Raw genomic sequence first — 20,145 nt, 5'->3', positions numbered from 1 at the left:
ATCGCATGGCTGAAACACTGGCGGGAAAGCCCGGAGGAGAAATAAACGTAACAAGACCGTGCAACCTGCCGACCCGACCCCTCACGGCAGATAGCCTCTGGTTCTACCGGGAGCCGGAAAGAATGCGGGGAGGTGACGGTGTTCGACTATGACGTCCTCGTCATCGGGTCCGGACCCGGCGGGCAGAAGGCTGCCATCGCGGCCGCGAAGCTCGGCCGGCGGGTCGCGATCGTGGACAAGCGGGAGATGATCGGCGGGGTCAGTATCAACACTGGCACGATCCCGTCGAAGACGCTGCGGGAGGCCGTCCTCTACCTGACGGGCATGTCGCAGCGCGAGTTGTACGGGTCGAGCTATCGGGTGAAGGACGACATCACCGTCGGTGATCTGTCCGCCCGAACCCGGCATGTGATCAGCCGCGAGATCGACGTGATCCGCAGCCAGCTCAGCCGCAACCACGTCACGCTGCTGACGGGGCTGGCGAGCTTCATCGACCCGCACACGGTGAGCGTGCGGGCGGCGGGCGAGATCGAGGACCGGCGGGTCCACGCCGAGCGGATCATCATCGCGACGGGCACCCGGCCCGCCCGGCCGGACACGGTCGACTTCGACGGCCGCACGGTCGTCGACAGCGACCAGATCCTCGCCCTCGAGAAGCTGCCGCGGTCGATGGTCGTGGTCGGTGCCGGGGTCATCGGTATCGAGTACGCCTCGATGTTCGCGGCGCTGGGCACCAAGGTCACCGTCGTCGAGCGCCGAGACCGGATGCTCGACTTCTGTGACGTGGAGATCGTCGAGGCGCTGAAGTACCAGCTGCGGGACCTGGCGGTGACGTTCCGGTTCCGCGAGTCGGTGGTCTCCGTCGAGCGGCACAACGGCGGGACGCTGACGCTGCTGGAGAGCGGCAAGAAGCTCCCGGCGGACACGGTGATGTACTCCGCCGGCCGCCAGGGCCTCACCGACATCCTCAACCTGCCCGCCGCGGGCCTGTCCGCGGACAACCGCGGGCGGATCAAGGTCGGCTCGGACTTCCGCACCGAGGTCGAGCACATCTACGCCGTCGGCGACGTGATCGGGTTCCCCGCGCTCGCCGCGACGTCGATGGAGCAGGGCCGCCTCGCCGCGTACTCCGCGTGCGGGGAGGAGGTCAACGCGCTGCGCGCCGAGCTCATGCCGATCGGGATCTACACCATCCCGGAGATCTCCTACGTCGGGCGCACCGAGGACGAGCTGACCGAGCAGGCCATCCCGTTCGAGGTGGGCATCGCCCGCTACCGTGAGCTCGCCCGCGGGGCGATCCTCGGGGACTCGTACGGGATGCTCAAGCTGCTGGTCAGCCCGGAGAACCGGCGGCTGCTCGGCGTGCACGTCTTCGGCACCGGCGCCACCGAGCTGATCCACATCGGGCAGACCGTCATGGGTTGCGAAGGCACGATCGACTACCTCGTCGACAGCGTGTTCAACTACCCGACGCTCGCCGAGTCCTACAAGGTCGCCGCGCTCGACGCGACGAACAAGATGCGGGCCGTCGCCCGCTTCAGCGCCTAGGACCCACCCGGCGCCCCCGCGCCCGGTGGCGCACCGTCCCGCCAGCGCCCGTCATGGGCCGGGCCCAGGCTCCCGGTCCCCCGCCCGTGACGGCGCCGACGGCGAGGGCACGCTACCGGGCCGCCACGGACACCCCCACGGCGCGCCAGGCCAGCGCGGACAGGCCGGCGACGGTGCTCACGCCGGAGGACATGCTCGGCCCGTTCTTCGTGTAGACCGCCATCACATAGTCGCGGCCGGCGCCGTGGACGTGCGCCAGGCTGGTGATCACCCAACCGCTCGACCGCGGCAGCCAGCCGTTCTTCAGGTCCACCGTGACGCCGGCCGGCACGCCGCCGGTCAGCCCCCAGCGCTGCGAGGGCACGACCGTGCGCAGCAGCCCGCTGACGACCCCGCGCTGCGCCGCCGTCAGCACGCCCGGATAGGCGATGGCCCGCAGCACGGCCAGCTGGTCCGCCGCGGTCGTGCGGGTCAGGCCCCACCTGCCGCCCGGACCCGCCGTCGTCGCCCGCATCCCGAGCCGGGCGAAGAACGCCTTCATCCCCGCCGCGCCGCCGGCGTCGGCCCACAGGGCGCTCGCGGCACCGTTGTCGCTCACCGAGATCATGGTGCGGGCCAGCGCCTTCTGCCGCGCCGTGAGCTGGCCGGACGCACCGGCCCGCAGCACGAGCGCGGTGAGGATGTCGAGCTTGACGGAGCTGGCCGTCTCGTACCCCGACACGGCCGGATCGGTGACGGCGACGGTGGTCCCGGCCACCGCGTCGTACAGGGCGACGCTGACGTGCCCCGGCCGCCCGCGCAGGTAGGCCCGGAACGACGCGGCGAGCCCGCCGCCCGTCGCCGCGGAGCCGGCCGCCGGCGACGTCCGCGCCGCCGACGAGGACGTCGCGGTCGAGGTGGAGGTGGAGGTGGAGGTGGAGGTGGAGGTCGAGGTGGAGGTGGAGGTGGAGGTGGAGGTCGCGGCCACCGGCTGGACCGTGAGCGCGCCGCCGGCCGGTCGAGCCCTGCGCACCACGCCGTCGCCCAGCGCGGAGGAGACGCCCCCCGGCCAGTCGGCGGCGATCCTCGCCGGCACGGTGCTTCTCGACCCGGCGGCAGCCGGACTGCCGCCGCCCGCCGGTGCGGCGCCGCCGCCCGACCCCAGCAGTGCTCCACCCCCGACGGCCGCCGCCGTCAGCCCGGCGACCACGACACCCCTTCGGCGTACCCATCTCCCCTGCACGCCGCCTGTCTAACTAATACGGACCATTACCAGAAGAGGCCGAAGCAAACGACTTCCACCTTTTACGCCGACGAAAAGCCGGCGCCGCCGAGCCACAAGGATGTTTCCTCGACGATGTTCCACAACGACGCTATAAGACCATATTGACGGCAGTCGTCACCGTGACAACCCGGCGCCGAAAACAACACATCGATATCCGCTGGGACGTCACCCCAGTTCGCCGGGAGCCAGCTCCACGACGTGGTCGGCGCGGCGCGCCGTCGCGGCGACGAGGCGGCCGTTGGGAAGGTCGTTGCCCTCGACCAGTTCCCGGGCCTGCCGCGCGTCGAGCCCACCGGCCCGGTGCCGGGCGAGGAGCCGGGGCCGGGTGAGCTCGACGTCCGCGCGCAGGTACCACGTCTCGTCGAGCGAGGGCCGCACCAGCGCCCAGTCGCCGCTGGTGAGCAGCAGGTAGTTGCCCTCGCAGACGACCAGGCGGACGTCTGGCGTGATCAGGTGGGTGCCGGGCACCGGCTCGTCCAGGTCACGGTCGAACGACGGCGCCCGCACCTGCGGGAGCCCGTCGGCGCGCAGGCTGGCCAGCAGCGCCGCGTAGCCGGCGGCGTCGAACGTGTCCGGCGCGCCCTTGCGCCCGGCGAGGCCGCGGCGGCGCAGCTCGGCGCCGGGCAGGTGGAAGCCGTCCATCGGCGCCTGCCCGACGAGCGGCGCCTGCCCGGCGGGCGAGACCCGGCCGGCGGGCGAGACCCGGCCGGCGACAGCGGCCGGTCCGGCGAGCGGAGCCGGGCGGGCGTGCCGTGCCTCGAGTTCGGCGACGAGCCGCTCGGCGAGGGTGCTCTTGCCCGCGCCGGGCGGGCCGACGATCCCGAGCAGGCGTCGGCCCGCGCTCCGTGCGAGCAGCGCGTCGGCCCGGTCCACCGCCGCGGCGAGCCCGACGATCGTCGCGGGCCGCCGGTGGCGGCCGCCGTCATCGCCGGGCGCCGGCGAGGTCAGGGAACGAGCCGGGCCGCCCGGGAGGCGCGGCTGAGCTTGGTGCCGAGCCGGCCGTCGACCTGCCCGGGATCGATCCAGCGGATGCGGTTCGCGGCGGCGTCGGGCACGGCGAGGCTGCGATCCTCGATGTGGAACAGGTACGTCATGTCGTAGTGGACGTGGGCCGGCTCGCCGAGCAGCGGCGCGGCCTCGATGACGGTCGCGTCGACGTCGAACGGGATGATCCCGCCGGGGATGACCATGTTCGTCTCGACCCCGGCGCGGCGGGCGGCGAGGCCCAGGGCGGCGCCGAGCAGGGACGAGTCGTCGGCGTCGACGTGGCCGCCCGGCAGGTGCCAGCGGGACGTCGTGCCGTCCATGACCTCCAGGACCCGCCAGTCCGGGGACACGATCGCGGCACGGCAGGTGACGTGGGCCGGAGTCGTGCTGCGCGCCGTGATCGACGGCCCGTGGAGCGCGAGCACGACGAGTGACCGCAGCAGCTCCATCTCATCCGGGTTCGCCTCGATGTAGCCGAGGGCCACACCGATCACCCCGTTGTTGGTGACTGCCACGCTCAGGGAAGGTACAGCGGTCGAGGGTTCACCACGGAACACCTGGACGGGACACGCCGAAGTTCGTACTGCACACATACCCTCACTTAGAGTGTCGAGAGATCGTGCTGTATCGGTACAAATCGGAAAGCTACCTCGCCCCCGCAGGCCTCGCCACGGAGAGCGACACCCGGCGGCGGAGACGTGCGGCGTGCGCCCGTCGCGCCGCCCGTCGTCGACTCCGGCATGTCGATCAACCCCTCCAGGATCGGATGAAGCGGACAAACACGGCAAGACCTACCCTGCCGCATTCCCCGCCCCTACCATCACGAAACCTTCCTCGTGCCGCAAACACGAAATTTTGCATCATCTTAAGGTTGCCGCCCGGTAGCCCCCCCAGGTCAGTGCTCACACCCGCTGGTCGCGGCCCGGAGCCGGCCCCCGGCACGCCTCCCTCCTGGCGCCACCGATGGGCGGTCCTTGTGCTTCCGTAGGTGCCGACCCGCCCAAAGGTGCCACCCAGACGGGGGCAACCCGTCGCCCTCCGGGTGGAGCCGGCGACGCGGCGACGCGCCCGCGCCGGCTGACGCCCTGCCGACACCGTGCGTCGCGTTCCCGAGCGCCCGGGCTAGGGTCGGCGAGGAAACCGGGGCCAACGCGGACGACCGGCGCCCGCAGGACGGACCGGCGCACAGCGGCCCCGGACCGGACGGCCGTACGGGATCTCCAGGAGGACCACCATGCGGGACAGCCAGGCTCTCGAGGCGGCGCACCGGTCGCCTCGCCCGACCCGTCACCGGGCCGCGGTGATCGCCGCCGGGCTGGCGCTCGCCGGACTCGCCGGGCTGACCGCCGGCTGCGGCTCCGACGGCACCGACCTGCCCACGACGGGCGCCACGAGCCTGCCGTCCGGCCTGCCCACGGCACTGCCGACAGGCCTGCCCACGGCACTGCCGACAGGCCTGCCCACGGGCCTGCCCTCCTCGATCCCCGGCGTGGGCCGCATCGGCGCGGCAACCGGCGCGGACGCGCTGAAGGGGACGAACGTACCCGCGGACTTCCCCATCCCGCCGGGCGCCAAGGTGAAGGTCGGCACGACCACCGGCCGGACCTCCACGGTGACCCTCACCGGGGTCGACGGCGACAAGGCGGCGGCCTTCTACCGCACCGCGCTCCCGCAGGCCGGCTACCGCATCACCCAGGACGTCGGCGTCGGCGGAGTCGCCCGCGCGATGTCGTTCACCGGGCACGGCATCACCGGCAGCATCGGTTCGGCCGGGATCGGGCAGGCGGACGCGAGCGCCCTCGTCTTCACCAGGCAGCAGTAGGCGCCGCGGCGGCGCCAGGGCCCGCCGGCGCAGGCTGGCCCTGGCCGACGGCTCAGACCGCCGCGGACGCCAGGTCGGGCAGGTCGAAGTACCCGCGGATCTCGGTCTGGACCGCCCGCGGCGGGCGGCGGGCGTCCACGACCGCGACGAACTCCTTGCGCTGGAAGATCTCCATCACCGGCTGGGTCTTCTCGTGATAGTCGCGCAGCCGCACGGCCAGCGCGCGCGGGTTGTCGTCCGGCCGGATCAGCAGCGGTGCTCCGCAGACGTCGCAGGTATCCGGAATGATCGGCCGACTGGCTATCAGGTTGTAGTCGAGGCCGCAGCGTGAGCACAGCCGCCGGGCGAGCACGCGGCGGTAGACCTCCTCGTCCGGCAGGTCGAGATAGATGACCCCGTCGATGTCGTAGCTCTCCAGAAAGAACTCCGCCTGGCGCGCGTTGCGCGGGAACCCGTCGATGATGAAACCGTAGTTCCAGTCGTGCTCGTTCAGCCGGTCACGCACCACGGATTCCACCAGATGGTCGCCCACCAGTCGGCCTGCCGCCACAGTACGCTTCACCTGGGCGCCGATCTTTGTATGGTTCTTCACGTTCCACCGGAAGACGTCGCCGACGCTTATGTGGACGAGGTCGAAGTCCCGCGCCAGCATCGTCGCCTGGGTTCCCTTGCCGCTGCCCTGCACTCCCATGATGACGAACTTCCGCACGAAGTACCTCTCCCGCTCCGACCGTCCGCCCCGCCATTCCCTGCCGGTTACCGTATCCGCTCGGCGAATGGCCGGTCGCTGCCCCGGCGCGACCGCGAAGGAGTGCCGGCGGCGGCCCGGGCCGGGCGAGAGGCACCCCTACCCGGGTCTGCGTGCCGTCCCCGCCGGGCCGTCCGCCGCGGTCTCGAGACGCGCCTCACCCGCGGCGGATGGCCCGTAGGGGGCGATCCAGGCCCCCGGTCAGGCGTCCGGCAGGTACCGGGCCGGCACCCAGGTCTGGCTGTCTATCGGGGGCCGGCTGTACGCCGCGCGCTGGCGGTCCGGCAGCACGATGCGCTCATGCGGAACGTCCTCATAGGGGACGACGGACAGCAGGTGACTGATGAGGTTGAGCCGGGCGGTACGTTTGTCGTCGGCATCGACGACGTGCCACGGTGCCTCTCGGACGTCGGTGTACGCGAACATCTCGTCCTTCGCCCGGGCGAAATCCACCCAGCGGGCCCGGGCCTCGAGGTCCATCGCGGACAGCTTCCATCGCTTCCCGGGGTCGTCGATGCGCTCCTGAAAACGCCGCTCCTGTTCCTCGTCGCTCAGCGAGAGCCAGTACTTCACCAGGACGATCCCGGACCGGACCAGTGCGCGCTCGAGCTGCGGGCAGGTGCGCACGAAATCCTCGTACTCGGCCTCCGTGCAGAATCCCATGACCCGTTCGACCCCGGCCCGGTTGTACCAGCTGCGGTCGAACAGCACGATTTCGCCGGCGGCCGGCAGATGCGGGACGTAGCGCTGGAAGTACCATTGCGTGCGCTCGCGCTCGGTCGGCGTCCCGAGCGCGACGACCCGGCACTGCCGGGCGTTGAGCCGCTCGATGATCCGCTTGATGGTGCCGCCCTTACCGGCGGTGTCGCGCCCCTCGAACACCACGACCAGCCGGTACCCGGTGTGGACGATCCATTCCTGCATCCGGACGAGCTCGGTCTGCAGCCGGGCCAGTTCCTTCTCATACTCCTTGCGGGACAGTCGCCGCGGCGTGATCCCGGCCGCGAGCGCGGCCGTGACCGAGGGATCCGCCGCCCCCGACCCGCCCTCGCCGGCCTGACCGCCCCGGCCGTCCCGAGCACCGTCACCGGCCATGTGCCCACCGCCTCTCCGCGCCACGCGAACCCCACCGGACCACCGCCGTCACCGAACCGTCAACCCCGCCGGGCCGGCCGGCCGGCGCGGACGCGCCATACCGGTGCGGGGGAACGAATCGTCAAAGAGCAGGATGTGTATCGGAATGCGGGTGGTGGGGAACGGCCGCGCGGGTGGCGAGCTCCCGTATTGCAGGAGGGGAACGCGGGTGTCGAGGGGACTGCGGCGGGCTCTCGGTGCGGCCCTGGCCGCCGCCACACTGACGGTCGGGCTCGGGGCGTGCGGCTCGGGCTCGAAGACGGCCGACCCGCCGCCCGAGGTGGTGCTGAACCGCGGGCAGGACGCGTCCGTGCCGTTCCGGACCGGCGCCGACGGCGAGGTCCTGCTCGACGTCACCACCGCGGCCCCTGGCGTCTCCTGGGGTTCACCGGGCAGCGAGTCGGCGGTGGTGTCACTGTTCGTCGACAACGCCTACGCCACCGACGTGGTCATCCCCGCCTCGTTCCCGATCAGGCGGAGCCTGGCGCTGGGGCACCTGGCCGCCGGCGCCCACACCCTGCGCGCGGCCTTCGCGGCCGACCGCTCGCCCCGAGGCGCCGCGTCGGCCCGCCTGACCAACCTCACCTTCCGCGCGGTGACGCCGCAGGACACCGGTTACCAGGCGCTCGCGCACGCGCCGGTCCTCTACGGCCGGACCGCGGCCGCGGCGACCGCCGGCACCGGCACCGCGTCCGGCTCGACCGGCACCTCCAGCACCGCCGGCACCTCCAGCACCGCCGGCACGTCCGGCACTGCGGGGGTGGCCGCGGACCCGCTGGCGGGCGGGCCGTTCCAGAACGCCGTCACCGACACCCCGCTGCTCGCCTTCCACTCCGAGGCACCGACCGCCGTCGCCGGGCACCGGCTGCTGACCTACTCGACGGTGTGGAGCAACGAGGACGGTGGCACGTCCACGCCGGAGCTCATGGCGGTGTGGGGCCGCACCACCGACATCGAGTGGACCTACCAGGTGGAGATCGACGCGGCAGGCAACGCGGTCCCCGGCAGCCCCGTGCTCCAGGGCCCCGACCACACCACCGTGCCGTTCACCGGCCGCTACGAGGGAACGCACGCGATCATCGGCACCTGCTCGATGAACAACGGCGTCTGCCCGAACCCGGACGGCCAGATGCGCTTCGCCCTGTCGGCGGCCACGAACCTCGACCCGAACGCCGTCGCCCGTGAGCGCGCGATGGACGAGAACCCCTGGACCTACTGGGTGATGTCGCAGGAGATCGCCCGCGAGGGCAAGGTCGACAACGACAAGACGCTGAACTCGGCGACGAGGATCAGCGACCCGCGCAACTACGTCTATCTGATCATCCGCAAGAGCACGGTCGGCCCGCCGAACACCGACACCAGCTGGGTCGGCGTGTCGATCGGCGTGCGGCTGTCCGGCAGCGCCGAGACGTACCGCTCGGCCAAGATCTACCCGGCCTGGGCGATCGAGCGGGACCAGCCGGCGGCGACCGCCGTCGAGCTGCCGGCCGGCACCGTCGCCGAGGACATCTCGGCGATCGAGGCCACCCGGGTCGTGGGCGCGGGCCGCGACCGGGGTGCCCGCATCCAGGTCGAGTCGATCGAGCGGGCGTTCCTGCTCGGCCCGAACGGCCAGCCGCAACAGTCGTTCCTGTTCACCCCCGCGAAGGCCACCCTCACCCCGGCCGCGCCGACCGCCGTCCTCTTCCGCCGTCCCACCGGCGGCTCCTGACCGCCGCGCCCGGATGGCCCGCCAGCGGTGACGGGCCGGCGGGTGACGGGCCGGCGGGGACGGGCCGGCGGGGTCGGCGGCTGCGCGGCGGCCCCCGGACGGGGCACCGCGAACGGTGCCGTCGGCTAACTCGCCGGGACGATCTGGGCGGGGGCGCCGATCTGGGCGGCGAGGGTCGTCCACTGGCCGTCGGCGGTGTTGAGTGCCTCGGTGGTCCGCGCCAGCAGGACCGGCGGCGGCAGCTGGGTACCGTCGAAGAGGTTGCCGCAGGCGGTGACGGCCTGGGAGTAGGCGGTGGCGCCGGCGGTCCAGGTCCGGCTGGCGGTGGCGGTCGGCGGCTGGCCGAGACCGGCGATGCCCTCGACGATCTGGCCGAGCTGGACGCAGGCGGGCCGCAGCGCGGTCCCGTCGGAGGCCTGGATGTCGGCGCGGACGGCGTTGACGGCCGTCACGATCTGGGTGCGCAGTTCCGCCGTGCCGGCGTACCACGCGCCGAGCTGGGCGCCGGTGTCGACGGTCGGTGGCGCGGGCGCGCCGGCCGCTTCGGCCTGGGCGCCGCCACCGCCGACGACGAGATACACGGCGGTGACCGCGCCGGCCCCGACGATGGCCAGGACGGCGAGGCCGCGGCGGCGCTCCTGGAGGGAGAGTTCCTCCCAGGTCCGGTAGTCGTTACGACGCCGTCGCACGGATCCCCCACATGGTGAGAAGTAACCGACAGAAAAGACGTCCAGGTCAACCCCGACGTTGCCCCGGACTGGCCGGCGACCATCGCGTCCACGCACCGTCATCTCCGCGTCATCCGGCGTCCGCACGCCCGTGACCAGCGGCGCCCTCGTTGCCACCGGGCAGTACCCGCCCCCGCACGGGTACTCCGCTCCCCCTTCGGGCCATCCCCGACGGAACGTCGCTCACCCTTGACGGTTCGCCCCGTGCGGGTTTCCCACGCTTTCCGACCGCGCGGGCACGCCGGGTTCCGCCACGTATGCCTGGTGAGAGTGACCGGGCAGCGGCCAATGCAGATGCACGTTCCACCGCGGGACGAAAAGGATCAGCCGCGAATAATGCCGTTTCGTGGACACCTGCCGAAAAACGCGCAGGATATCGAGGAGAAGCCGTCCGTGGCACGCGGTGGGATGGGGATCAAACGGCGATCATTCCGGCGAGAGCCGGTCCGCGCCGAATTATGTGCCGTGGTCACGGGGGTCATCACCGAGAACACTGGGGGCTGGAATGGTAAACACGGCACCGGTCTGGTGGGAATCCCCCGCCCTGCCGGAGGAGACGGGAAGCGCCACCGCCGACGCCTGGGCGGTGGTGGTGCTCGGCGGCTCGGGCGACCGGGTCCGCGGCGTGGTGGGGCCCTTTCGGGCCCCCGAGCACGCCCACCGGTACGCACGCGATGAACGGCTGCGGATGTGGCTCGTGGTCCCCGCGCTGTGCCTGACACTGCCCGTGGGCCAGCAGGCCGCCGGCATCGCGGTGCTGTGAGATCGGCCGCGCCCGCGGAGCCCACCGTCGCGCTCCCGGGGCCGGCGGCACCGTGAGACACCGCTCGCAGCGGCCACCCCGCCCGTCCGGGCCGCGCCCGGGCGGGCAGAATCAGTGGCCATGTCGGAACGGATGATCGAGAACTATCTCATCGACATGGACGGCGTCCTCGTCCACGAGGAACACCCCATTGCCGGGGCGGACGCGTTCATCGCCGGCATCATCGCGGCGGGCCTCGGATTCCTGGTACTCACGAACAACTCGATCTACACGGCTCGTGATCTGTCCGCGCGGCTGTCCCGCTCGGGACTGTCCATTCCGCCCGAGCGGATCTGGACCTCCGCGCTCGCGACCGCGCTGTTCCTGCACACCCAGCGGCCCGGCGGCTCGGCGTATGTCGTCGGCGAGGCCGGCCTCACCACCGCCCTGCACGACATCGGCTATGTGCTCAGTGACCGATCACCGGACTATGTCGTGCTCGGCGAGACCCGGACCTACAGCTTCGAGGCCATCACCCGCGCCGTGCGGCTGGTCCGCGACGGGGCCCGGTTCATCGCGACGAACCCGGATCCGACCGGCCCGTCCATGGAGGGCCTGTTGCCCGCGACCGGCGCCGTCGCGGCGATGATCACGAAGGCGACCGGTATCACCCCCTACTTCGTCGGCAAGCCGAACCCGCTGATGATGCGCAGCGCGCTCAACACGCTGGCCGCGCACTCGGAGACCACAGTGGTGATCGGCGACCGGATGGACACCGACGTCGTCGCGGGCCTGGAGGCCGGCATGGACACCGTCCTCGTCCTGTCCGGCATCACCGGCCGCGACGACGTCGAGCGCTTCCCCTACCGCCCGACCGCTGTCGTCGACAGCATCGCCAAGATCCCCGTCGGCCGCGACGTCCACACCATCGACGGCGCCCTCACTCCTGTCACCCCCGCCCGCGACATACGGGACGATCTCAGGTAGGCCCGCCGCACGTGGGCGGACACGCGCTTCGCGGGTGGGCACCGGGCGCGGGAGATGACAGCCGGGGTCAGGCGTGGGCGCGCAGGGCGCGGGCGTACCACTCCCAGGCGTCGATGACGTCGGCGGGCGCCTGGTCGGGCGCCCAGCCGTTGATGATGCCGACAAGCGTCCAGTACCGGCCGACCCGCCGGTCCGTGAACGCGTCGATGCGCTCGGCCGCGCGGAGGCGCTCCTCCACCCGGGTGCGGTCGTCCGGCTGGGTGCCGTCCGCGGGCCGCGCCGGGCCCAGGGCCTCGAGACGCTCGACGATGTCCAGGGCCTGCGGTGAGGCGGGGTCGACGCCGGTCCGGGCGGCCGGGCCGGCGAGCCGGCCGATGGCCTTGCCGACCTCGAACTGGGCCACGTCCGGCTCCGGTCCCTCGGCCCGGGCCCGCTCGGCCATCCGGCGGCTGCTGGCGACGAAGTCGGGGTCGCGCAGCAGCCCGGCGATCTCCACCCAGGCCGCGACCTGCTCCGGGGTCGGATCGTCGGGCATCTCGGGCGTGGCCATCGAAAGCCTTTCGCCGACCGGGCCGGGATCGTCGCCGAAGACGGCGTCCAGGTACCCGTCGACGATCCGCCGCCGTTCCTCGGCGGTCATGGTGGTCAGCTCGCTCATCCGTCCCAGCTCCTCCGGGTCGGTGGATCCGATGAACGCGCGCAGCACCGCGCGCCGCAGACGCAGCACGCGGATCTGGGCGTCGAGGGCACGGACATGCTCGGCGGCCACGTCGTCCAACGACGTCTCGGCCACCAGCACCCGCCTGATGTCGTCCAGACCCACGCCGAGCTCGCGCAGGGTACGCACCAGGCGCGCCCGGGCCACCGCGTCGGGCCCGAACATCCGGTACCCCGACGCCGTGCGCCCGTGCACCGGAAGCACCCCGGCGTCGGCGTAGAACCGCAGCGTCCGCACCGACAGCCCGGTGCTCGCCGCGAGCTGGCCGATCATCATGGTCTCCACCGTGAACCCTCCACCGACTGGAGAGTCAAGACTTCGGTGTCGGCCTGCGTGGCGTCGACTCTGATCAGCAGAAGGCGACCATCTCGCGCAACCAGGTGCGCAGTGCGGCCACCTCGCTGTCAGCGGCGACGCCAAGCGGTGTCGACCGGACGAACCGCTCGGTCGACACCGCCGTGATCTCCTCGGTACGGGCGAAACTGGGCCTGGTCAGGCCGCTGGCCGGGGAGTCGATACGCACCTGATGCTCAAGCCCTCGATCCCGCGAGGTCAGCGGGACGACAAGAGCCATCTCGATGGGAAACCGGCTGTGCGGGGCCGAGCTGACCACGATGGCGGGGCGGATCCCGCCCTGCTCGTGGCCCACCGGTTGGCCGAAGTCCACCAGCCATACCTGCCAGGGCGTGAGCCTCGGCGATCTGCTCACCTGTTGTACTCCGGATACTCCTCCGCGGCGCTGGGCAGGCGCTCACCCGCGACGCTGTCCGTGAGACGGGCCTCGGCCTGGTAGCTGGCCCACTCCTCGGGGTCCGCGCGCAGGGCCTCGTAACGCCGAAGGATCCGCTGGATCTTGTACTCACGGACGAGGCGCCGCACGACCTCGCCCAGCGCAGCGCCCTCGAAGTCCCGCACGGCGATCTCCGCCAGCTCGTCGCGAAGAGCGGAGTCGAGCTGCATCGAGGTTGTCGCCATAGGGATCATTATGGGCGCCACTATAGATCGCGCAAGTATGGGCCGTAGCTGACAGGACCGTGATCCACCCGTGGTAGCTAGCCGCCAGGCCTTCCGCGACGGGGTCCGGTCAGGAGGCGGCTGATCTCGATCTCGGCGTCGTTCTGTCGCGGTCAGCCACCCCCAGGGCCACAGGCCACGCCCCGCCCACGAACTACCTTCGGGTTGTTCCCCGGCGATCCCGGCGCCGGTACCAGCTTCCCGGGGTACGTTCAGTGGAGGTCGAGGCATGCCCCGTCCACGACATCCGATCAAGGAACTTGAGTGTCTCCTTCGAGAGGCGGAGAGACAAGGTTGGATTGTCGAGAAGGGCAGAAAATATTTCAAGATCTACTGCCCTTGCGGAGCCCACAAGCACACGGTGCACCTGACCCCGTCGAGTTCGGGCTATGAGAGGAACCTCCGCGGGCACCTGAGACGGCAGACCTGCCGGGAGGAGGACGTGCCGTGAAGTACCGGATTCTGGTCGAGCTACAGGTCGTCGGGCCGCTGGATCGACTCGACGAGGTGTCCGACCTGCTGGCCGACGCTCTCTACGATCTTCATGGCGCGGACGACACCGACCTCGGTACCAACCTCACCACCGGTTGTCTACACGTGACGATGATCGTCGAGGCGAGTGACCTGGAGGAGGCGGTCGCACGAAGCCTCGCCGCCACCCGCTCAGCGGTTCACGCGGTCGGCGGCGCGACGCCCGGCTGGGATCGGTCGATCCGTGAGGTCGGAACGCAGGCCCGCGAACTCGCCGACGTCTGAACCGACCGCCTGCGCGATCCGCCCACCCGTTGTGCTCCGGGTACTCGTCAACCGCGCTCGGCAGGCGCTCGCCAGCGATGCTGTCCGTGAGTCGCGCCCCGTCTGATAGATCGATGGCGGGTCAGGAGTCGGCGGTGGCGATGCCGACGGGGCAGGACAGGCCGGTGCCGCCGAGGCCGCAGTAACCGTGCGGGTTCTTGGCGTCCGACAGGTACTGCTGGTGGTACTCCTCGGCGAGGTAGAACGGGCCGGCGGGGGCGATCTCGGTGGTGATGTCGCCGAAGCCGGCGCCGGCCAGCACGCCCGCGAACGCGTCCCGGCTCGTGGCGGCGGCCGCCGCCTGCGCGTCGGACGTGGTGTAGATCGCCGAGCGGTACTGGGTGCCGACGTCGTTGCCCTGGCGCATGCCCTGGGTCGGGTCGTGGCCCTCCCAGAACGCCTTCAGCAGCGTCTCGTAGCTGACCTTCGCCGGGTCGAACACGACCAGGACGGCCTCGGTGTGCCCGGTCAGCCCGGAGCACACCTCCTCGTAGGTCGGGTTCTCGGTGAACCCGCCCGCGTAGCCGACCGCCGTCGTGTACACGCCCGGGATCCGCCAGAACGCCCGCTCGGCGCCCCAGAAACAGCCCAGGCCGAACACGGCCGTCTCCAGCCCGTCGGGAAACGGCCCGACGAACGAGGTGCCGAGGACCGTGTGCCGGGAATCGCCCGCGAACACGGGGCGATCCCGGCCGGGCAGAGCCTGCTCGGGCGTGACCAGCGTGGACTTCTGACGGCCGAAGAACATCTGATGCCACCTCCGGTGGAGTGTCTGTCCTGACAACCAACCAGAGCGCCCGGACGTTCCCCGCCGTCCACCGGCGCGCCGACGGGGCCCCGCCCCCACCAGGGCCGGGGCCCGCTGGGGCCCCGAAACCGCCCCGTCCCCGAACGCGAACGCGAGCGCGAGCCGTCCAGCCCGCGCCCGCGACCCGTCTCAGAGGACGAGGTCCTCCAGCATCGTCGTGACCAGCGCGGCGATCGGCGAGCGCTCCGAGCGGGTCAGCGTGACGTGCGCGAACAGCGGATGCCCCTTGAGCGTCTCGATGACCGAGGCGACACCGTCGTGCCGGCCGACCCGCAGGTTGTCACGCTGCGCGACATCGTGGGTGAGCACCACCCGGGAGCCCTGCCCCAGCCGGGACAGCACCGTGAGCAGCACCCCGCGTTCCAGCGACTGCGCCTCGTCGACGATCACGAACGCGTCGTGCAGCGAACGGCCGCGGATGTGCGTCAGCGGCAGGACCTCCAGCATCCCGCGGTCGACGACCTCCTCGATGACCTCCGGGGAGACCAGCGCGCCGAGTGTGTCGAACACGGCCTGCGCCCAGGGCGCCATCTTCTCGTTCTCGCTGCCCGGCAGGTAGCCGAGATCCTGCCCGCCCACGGCGTAGAGCGGGCGGAAGACGACCACCTTGCGGTGCGCGCGGCGCTCCATCACCGCCTCGAGACCCGCGCACAGGGCGAGCGCGGACTTGCCCGTCCCGGCGCGGCCGCCGAGCGAGACGATCCCGATGTCCGGGTCGAGCAGCAGGTCGAGGGCCACCCGCTGCTCGGCGGACCGCCCGTGCAGGCCGAAGGCGTCCCGGTCGCCGCGGACGAGACGGACCTGCTTGTCGGCGGTGACCCGAGCCAGGGCCGACGCGCTGCCGCCCGCCGCCGTGAGCACCAGCCCAGTGTGGCAGGGCAGGTCGGCCGCCTCGATGATCTCGGTGTACTCCTGCGCGTACAGCCGGTCGAGGTCCTCCTGGGCGACGGCGAGCTCCGCCATGCCGGAGAAGCCGGTGTCCACCGGGGACAGCGCCTGGTACTCCTCGGCGGGCAGGCCCAGGACCGAGGCCTTGACCCGCAGTGGCAGGTCCTTGGTGACCAGCACGACATCGGCGCCCTCGGCGGCCAGGTTCATCGCGACACACAGGATGCGCGAGTCGTTCGTGTCCACCCGGAACCCCGGTGGAAGCACTGCCGCATCGGTGTGATTAAGTTCCACCCGAAGCGTTCCCCCACCCGCCAGCGGGATCGGCTGGTCGAGGCGACCATGCCGGATGCGCAGGTCGTCCAGGAGGCGCAGGGCTTCCCGGGCGAACCAGCCGAGTTCCGGATGGTTCCTCTTGCCCTCCAGCTCCCCTATGACGACGAGGGGGAGCACGACATTGTGCTCCGCGAACCGCAGCAGCGCGCCAGGATCAGAAAGCAGCACGCTTGTGTCGACGACATGCGTTCGTGGCACACGCCCACCCGCTTACTCGGAGGTAGTCCGGGACCGACCCCTCCAGGAGCCGGGCACCGGCCTCCTGGTGTAGTCGCGCTTGCGGCACCGAGGGGCCTCCCGAGAGGTCCGGCACCACGCCGGACCACGGCTTGAGACGCTAGGGCTCTCACGGTAGCCGTCACGTGCGGCGATGGCGACCCACTTCTGGCAACACGTTGTGTTAAGAACCGGAAACGTTTTGCCTACTCACGCACCTGCCGTGGCCTCTCCGTGACATCGCGCCGGTCCTGCGACGGTCCGCGACACCCTCCCCGCGCCCCGCACCCCGAACCGCCGAGCACCTGACTCCCGGGTTCGGGTGTCGGGTGTCGGGCGTCGGGTGTCGGGGCAGACGTCCCATGGATGGGAAGCGCGCGCGGGGGACAGCGGGGCCGTGTCGCGAACTGCGCGCGCCATGTCCGATTTGTCCCCATGTTCGCGGCACGGGCCGCTGCGACGTTGCCATCACGCTGCCACTACCCGCCGCACCGACGACCGTGAAGATCAGAACCCGAGACGCGATCCGGTCCGGGGCGGAGGTCCGAGCCCGAGCTGCGGGGGCCCCAGCCAGGCCCTGGTGTACCGACTCCCGCGAGCCGTCCAGCGGCACCCGCGCCTGGACTCTCGCTGCCGATGGCACCATCGGGCGCGACGGCGGTCGGCGAGGAGATCGAGCCAAGCCAAGCCGGGCAGGGCAGGGCTGAGCCGGGCTGAGCCATCCTTGGAGGCAGATACCGTCCGCCTGCGGAGTGCTCTGCCCACCGGACGGCGTGGCTCGGCCTGGCAGGGGACGGCGGCCTGGTGGTTTCCGCACGGTCTGCCGGGCGGGCCGGGTACCGGCCGGGAAGGCAACGCGGCTGGTTTCCGGGATGCTGCGGCGCGGTCCGGGTGTCCGGACGCGAGCCGTCCCAACGGATCCGTCGACCCAGGGGCGGCACCTGCCGCCCTGTGGTCGGAACCGACCGCCGCCGGCGGCGGTACACGGTAGAACCTGATCCTGGATTCGGTGTCGGGGATGGGTCGGGTACCCATGTTCGGGGGCACCCGGTGACGCGGGCCGGAAACATGCCGTACGGCCCACCGCTACGGGAAACATGGCCGACACTCGCAGGGCGGGATGGATCGGCTCGCCCGCACCCGGGCGAGCCGCGATTTCCGCTGGCCAGATGGCACCAGCACACCGGATTCCAAGCTCCGAGGCGCCGCCCGTGGCCCCGGTCCGAAAATTCGCGGATCCGAGGCAGATATTCCCGAAAAACACCGGCGTCATGCGCCCGAGCCGTCATGAACACGCACACGAGCCGGTGAGTTCCGTACTCCGCGGAAAGCAACCCCGCGTCGGAACGACGACCGCCGCCGACCCCGCCACGCGCGCCGGGAATACCGGCCGCACCCGCGCCGACAGCTACTGACCGTCACCGGGAATGGGGGGCTCCGGGATGGTGACCATGACGAACGGCCCGTGCCGGGGCGGTGGGAACCGTCCCGGCACGGGCCGTCAGGTCAGGGCATGCCGTGGTGGGTGCGGCGCCGGTCGGCCGCCGCGGCGCTGGTCAGGCCTGGTCGAGGCGGCTGACCAGAGCCTCGTGCTCGGCCCACAGAGCGGCCGGGAGCCGGTCGCCGAAGGTCTGGTAGTGCTCGGGGATGAGCTCGGCCTCCTGCTTCCAGAGCTCGGTGTCGACGGTGAGCAGGGTGTCGAGGTCGGCATCAGCGATGTCGAGGCCGTCGGTGGGCAGCGCGTCCCTGGTCGGCAGCACGCCCAGCGGGGTCTCCACACCGTCGGCCTCCCCCTCCAGGCGGCCGACGATCCAGGCGAGAACCCGGCTGTTGTCGCCGAATCCGGGCCAGAGGAACTTGCCCTCGGGGCTCTTGCGGAACCAGTTCACGTAGTAGATGCCCGGCAGCTTCGCCGGGTCCGCCTTCTGGCCGACCTCGAGCCAGTGGGCGAAGTAGTCGGCCATGTTGTAGCCGCAGAAGGGCAGCATGGCGAACGGGTCACGGCGCAGCTTGCCGATGGCGCCGGCCTGGGCGGCCGTCGTCTCGGAGGCGACGATGGAGCCGAAGAAGACCCCGCGCCGCCAGTCGGGCGCCTCGGTGACCAGCGGCACCGCGGTGGCCCGGCGGCCGCCGAACAGGATCGCCGAGATCGGCACGCCCTTCGGGTCCTCCCACTCGGAGGCGATGGTCGGGCACTGGCCGGCGGGGACGGTGAACCGCGCGTTGGGGTGCGCGGCGGGCGTGGTGGACTCGGGCGTCCAGTCCTGGCCCTTCCAGTCGGTGAGGTGGGCCGGCGGCTCCTTGCTCAGGCCCTCCCACCACACGTCGCCGTCGTCGGTGCGGGCGACGTTGGTGAAGACGGTGTTGCCCCACAGTGTCGTGATCGCGTTCGGGTTGGTCTGCTCGCCGGTGCCGGGCGCGACGCCGAAGAAGCCGGCCTCGGGGTTGACGGCGTAGAGCCGGCCGTCCTCACCGAACCGCATCCAGGCGATGTCGTCACCGACAGTCTCCGCCTTCCACCCGGGAAGGGTGGGGATGAGCATGGCCAGATTGGTCTTCCCACAGGCCGAGGGAAATGCCGCGGCGATGTAGTGGACCTTGCCCTTGGGCGACGTCAGCTTGAGGATGAGCATGTGCTCCGCCAGCCAGCCCTCATCCCGGGCCATGACCGACGCGATGCGCAGGGCATAGCATTTCTTGCCAAGCAGTGCGTTACCGCCGTAACCTGATCCGAAGGACCAGATCTCACGCGTCTCCGGAAAGTGCGTGATGTATTTCGTGGTGTTGCACGGCCACGGGACGTCGGCCACGCCCGGCTCCAGCGGCGCGCCCAGTGAATGAACCGCGGGAACAAAGAAGCCGTCCTCGCCGAGCTGTTCCAGGGCGGGCGTTCCCATACGGGTCATCGTGCGCATGGAAATAACGACGTACGGCGAGTCGGTAATTTCGACGCCAAGGGCGGAGATATGCGACCCGAGGGGACCCATGCAGAAGGGCACGACATACATCGTGCGACCACGCATACAGCCCTCGAAGAGGCCCTTGAGCTTGGTCCTCATCTCCGCCGGGTCCATCCAGTTGTTCGTCGGACCGGCGTCGGCGGCGTTCTCGGAGCAGATGTAGGTCCGATCCTCGACCCGGGCCACGTCATTGGGGTCGGAAGCGGCGTAGAAGCTGTTCGGGCGCTTGTCGTCGTTCAGCCGAACGAGCGTCCCCTTCTCGATCAGAAGGCTGGTCAGCCGATCGAACTCGGCCGCCGACCCATCGCACCACTCAACCCGTTCCGGCTGGGTGAGTTCGGCGATCTCACGCACCCAGGCGACCAGCCTGGCGTGCTTCGTGGGGGCCGCTTCCAGCCCCGGAATCTGTGCCGCGGTCGTCACAGCTCACACCTCCGGTCGAGTCGAAACCTGACGCGTTCTCGCCCTGTATGGGTGTGCCCACTTCAAGCACTTGAACGTACTTGTTCACGCTCCGACAAAACCCGCGGTACAGGGTCAGTTCGAGGCCGCGTTCAGGATCATTAGACTGTACCGCGCGTTCCGCCCGCAGTCGCGCGATAGCGAGCGGGCACAAGCGTCGGATCCATCACGCACCGGTACAGACGGACCGGCGCTGGGTGACTCCGTCTCGTGGGCGTCACAAGCTCCGGGTTATCGTCCTCCACGTGGCTTCCCTCACGCAGCAGCCTGCCGGGGC

18 protein-coding genes are annotated in these 20,145 nt (G+C 71.2%); 6 read left to right on the top strand and 12 right to left on the bottom strand.

What is annotated here, in order from left to right:
* The first annotated feature begins 138 nt into the window (after window positions 1-138).
* Entirely contained in the window at window positions 139-1,548 is a 1,410-nt protein-coding gene (gene sthA / locus C1A33_RS06660) for a Si-specific NAD(P)(+) transhydrogenase (RefSeq protein ID WP_101830660.1), read from the top strand.
* A 112-nt stretch (window positions 1,549-1,660) separates the two neighbouring features.
* Here sthA and C1A33_RS06655 read toward each other — a convergent pair whose 3' ends face one another.
* From C1A33_RS06655 to C1A33_RS06645, 3 genes are all read right to left on the bottom strand, one after another.
* On the bottom strand, window positions 1,661-2,737 hold the full coding sequence (locus C1A33_RS06655; protein WP_243407261.1) for a serine hydrolase: 1,077 nt from the start codon (window positions 2,735-2,737) through the stop codon (window positions 1,661-1,663).
* A gap of 240 nt (window positions 2,738-2,977) precedes the next feature.
* On the bottom strand, window positions 2,978-3,685 hold the full coding sequence (locus C1A33_RS06650) for a nucleoside/nucleotide kinase family protein (RefSeq protein WP_243407260.1): 708 nt from the start codon (window positions 3,683-3,685) through the stop codon (window positions 2,978-2,980).
* Window positions 3,686-3,756: 71 nt separating this feature from the next.
* The gene (locus C1A33_RS06645) at window positions 3,757-4,314 is read right to left on the bottom strand and encodes an NUDIX hydrolase (protein ID WP_243407259.1); all 558 of its coding nucleotides are present in this window, start codon (window positions 4,312-4,314) and stop codon (window positions 3,757-3,759) included.
* 719 nt (window positions 4,315-5,033) lie between these two features.
* On the opposite strand from C1A33_RS06645, the gene C1A33_RS06640 reads away from it, so the two are divergent.
* Entirely contained in the window at window positions 5,034-5,621 is a 588-nt protein-coding gene (locus C1A33_RS06640; protein WP_101830639.1) for a hypothetical protein, read from the top strand.
* Window positions 5,622-5,673: 52 nt separating this feature from the next.
* On the opposite strand, the gene C1A33_RS06635 is transcribed toward C1A33_RS06640, so the two are convergent.
* Entirely contained in the window at window positions 5,674-6,330 is a 657-nt protein-coding gene (locus tag C1A33_RS06635; protein WP_101830638.1) for an adenylate kinase family protein, read from the bottom strand.
* Between the two features lie 240 nt (window positions 6,331-6,570).
* Window positions 6,571-7,464 carry a polyphosphate kinase 2 gene (ppk2, locus tag C1A33_RS06630; RefSeq protein ID WP_101830637.1) on the bottom strand — a complete coding sequence of 298 codons (894 nt, stop codon included), beginning with the start codon at window positions 7,462-7,464 and terminating at the stop codon, window positions 6,571-6,573.
* A 208-nt stretch (window positions 7,465-7,672) separates the two neighbouring features.
* Here ppk2 and C1A33_RS06625 point away from each other — a divergent pair, with 208 nt between their 5' ends.
* Entirely contained in the window at window positions 7,673-9,214 is a 1,542-nt protein-coding gene (locus tag C1A33_RS06625; RefSeq protein WP_101830636.1) for a hypothetical protein, read from the top strand.
* 125 nt (window positions 9,215-9,339) lie between these two features.
* Here C1A33_RS06625 and C1A33_RS06620 read toward each other — a convergent pair whose 3' ends face one another.
* Window positions 9,340-9,903: a hypothetical protein gene (locus C1A33_RS06620; RefSeq protein ID WP_101830635.1), complete on the bottom strand. Its 564-nt coding sequence runs from the start codon at window positions 9,901-9,903 to the stop codon at window positions 9,340-9,342.
* A gap of 544 nt (window positions 9,904-10,447) precedes the next feature.
* Here C1A33_RS06620 and C1A33_RS06615 point away from each other — a divergent pair.
* Window positions 10,448-10,705 carry a hypothetical protein gene (locus tag C1A33_RS06615; protein WP_101830634.1) on the top strand — a complete coding sequence of 86 codons (258 nt, stop codon included), beginning with the start codon at window positions 10,448-10,450 and terminating at the stop codon, window positions 10,703-10,705.
* 120 nt (window positions 10,706-10,825) lie between these two features.
* Window positions 10,826-11,671, top strand: a complete 846-nt coding sequence (locus C1A33_RS06610; RefSeq protein WP_101830657.1) for an HAD-IIA family hydrolase — start codon at window positions 10,826-10,828, stop codon at window positions 11,669-11,671.
* Window positions 11,672-11,738: 67 nt separating this feature from the next.
* On the opposite strand, the gene C1A33_RS06605 is transcribed toward C1A33_RS06610, so the two are convergent.
* From C1A33_RS06605 to C1A33_RS06595, 3 genes are all read right to left on the bottom strand, one after another.
* Window positions 11,739-12,665 carry a MerR family transcriptional regulator gene (locus C1A33_RS06605; protein ID WP_101830656.1) on the bottom strand — a complete coding sequence of 309 codons (927 nt, stop codon included), beginning with the start codon at window positions 12,663-12,665 and terminating at the stop codon, window positions 11,739-11,741.
* A 73-nt stretch (window positions 12,666-12,738) separates the two neighbouring features.
* Entirely contained in the window at window positions 12,739-13,098 is a 360-nt protein-coding gene (locus C1A33_RS06600; RefSeq protein WP_101830633.1) for a type II toxin-antitoxin system PemK/MazF family toxin, read from the bottom strand.
* A complete protein-coding gene (locus C1A33_RS06595; RefSeq protein ID WP_243407258.1) occupies window positions 13,095-13,364 on the bottom strand; it encodes a hypothetical protein in 270 nt (89 codons plus the stop codon). Before C1A33_RS06595 ends, C1A33_RS06600 begins: the two co-directional genes overlap by 4 nt.
* A gap of 486 nt (window positions 13,365-13,850) precedes the next feature.
* Here C1A33_RS06595 and C1A33_RS06585 point away from each other — a divergent pair, with 486 nt between their 5' ends.
* Window positions 13,851-14,159 (top strand): hypothetical protein, encoded by a 309-nt coding sequence (locus tag C1A33_RS06585; RefSeq protein WP_101830631.1) that lies wholly within the window; start codon window positions 13,851-13,853, stop codon window positions 14,157-14,159.
* A 121-nt stretch (window positions 14,160-14,280) separates the two neighbouring features.
* Here C1A33_RS06585 and msrA read toward each other — a convergent pair whose 3' ends face one another.
* The 3 genes from msrA to C1A33_RS06570 all read right to left on the bottom strand — a co-directional run bounded on the left by msrA (window position 14,281) and on the right by C1A33_RS06570 (window position 19,829).
* Window positions 14,281-14,946 (bottom strand): peptide-methionine (S)-S-oxide reductase MsrA, encoded by a 666-nt coding sequence (gene msrA, locus C1A33_RS06580; protein ID WP_101830630.1) that lies wholly within the window; start codon window positions 14,944-14,946, stop codon window positions 14,281-14,283.
* Window positions 14,947-15,135: 189 nt separating this feature from the next.
* Window positions 15,136-16,428 carry an RNA 5'-3' helicase PhoH2 gene (locus C1A33_RS06575; RefSeq protein ID WP_101830629.1) on the bottom strand — a complete coding sequence of 431 codons (1,293 nt, stop codon included), beginning with the start codon at window positions 16,426-16,428 and terminating at the stop codon, window positions 15,136-15,138.
* Window positions 16,429-18,002: 1,574 nt separating this feature from the next.
* A complete protein-coding gene (locus C1A33_RS06570) occupies window positions 18,003-19,829 on the bottom strand; it encodes a phosphoenolpyruvate carboxykinase (GTP) (protein WP_101830628.1) in 1,827 nt (608 codons plus the stop codon).
* Between the last annotated feature and the right edge of the window lie 316 nt (window positions 19,830-20,145).

Origin of the sequence: Frankia canadensis (genome assembly GCF_900197875.1) — a bacterium.
Taxonomy (GTDB): Bacteria; Actinomycetota; Actinomycetes; order Frankiales; family Frankiaceae; genus Frankia; species Frankia canadensis.
The sequence above is the reverse complement of the archived record's forward strand: the minus strand, read 5'-3'. Positions and strand labels throughout refer to the sequence as shown.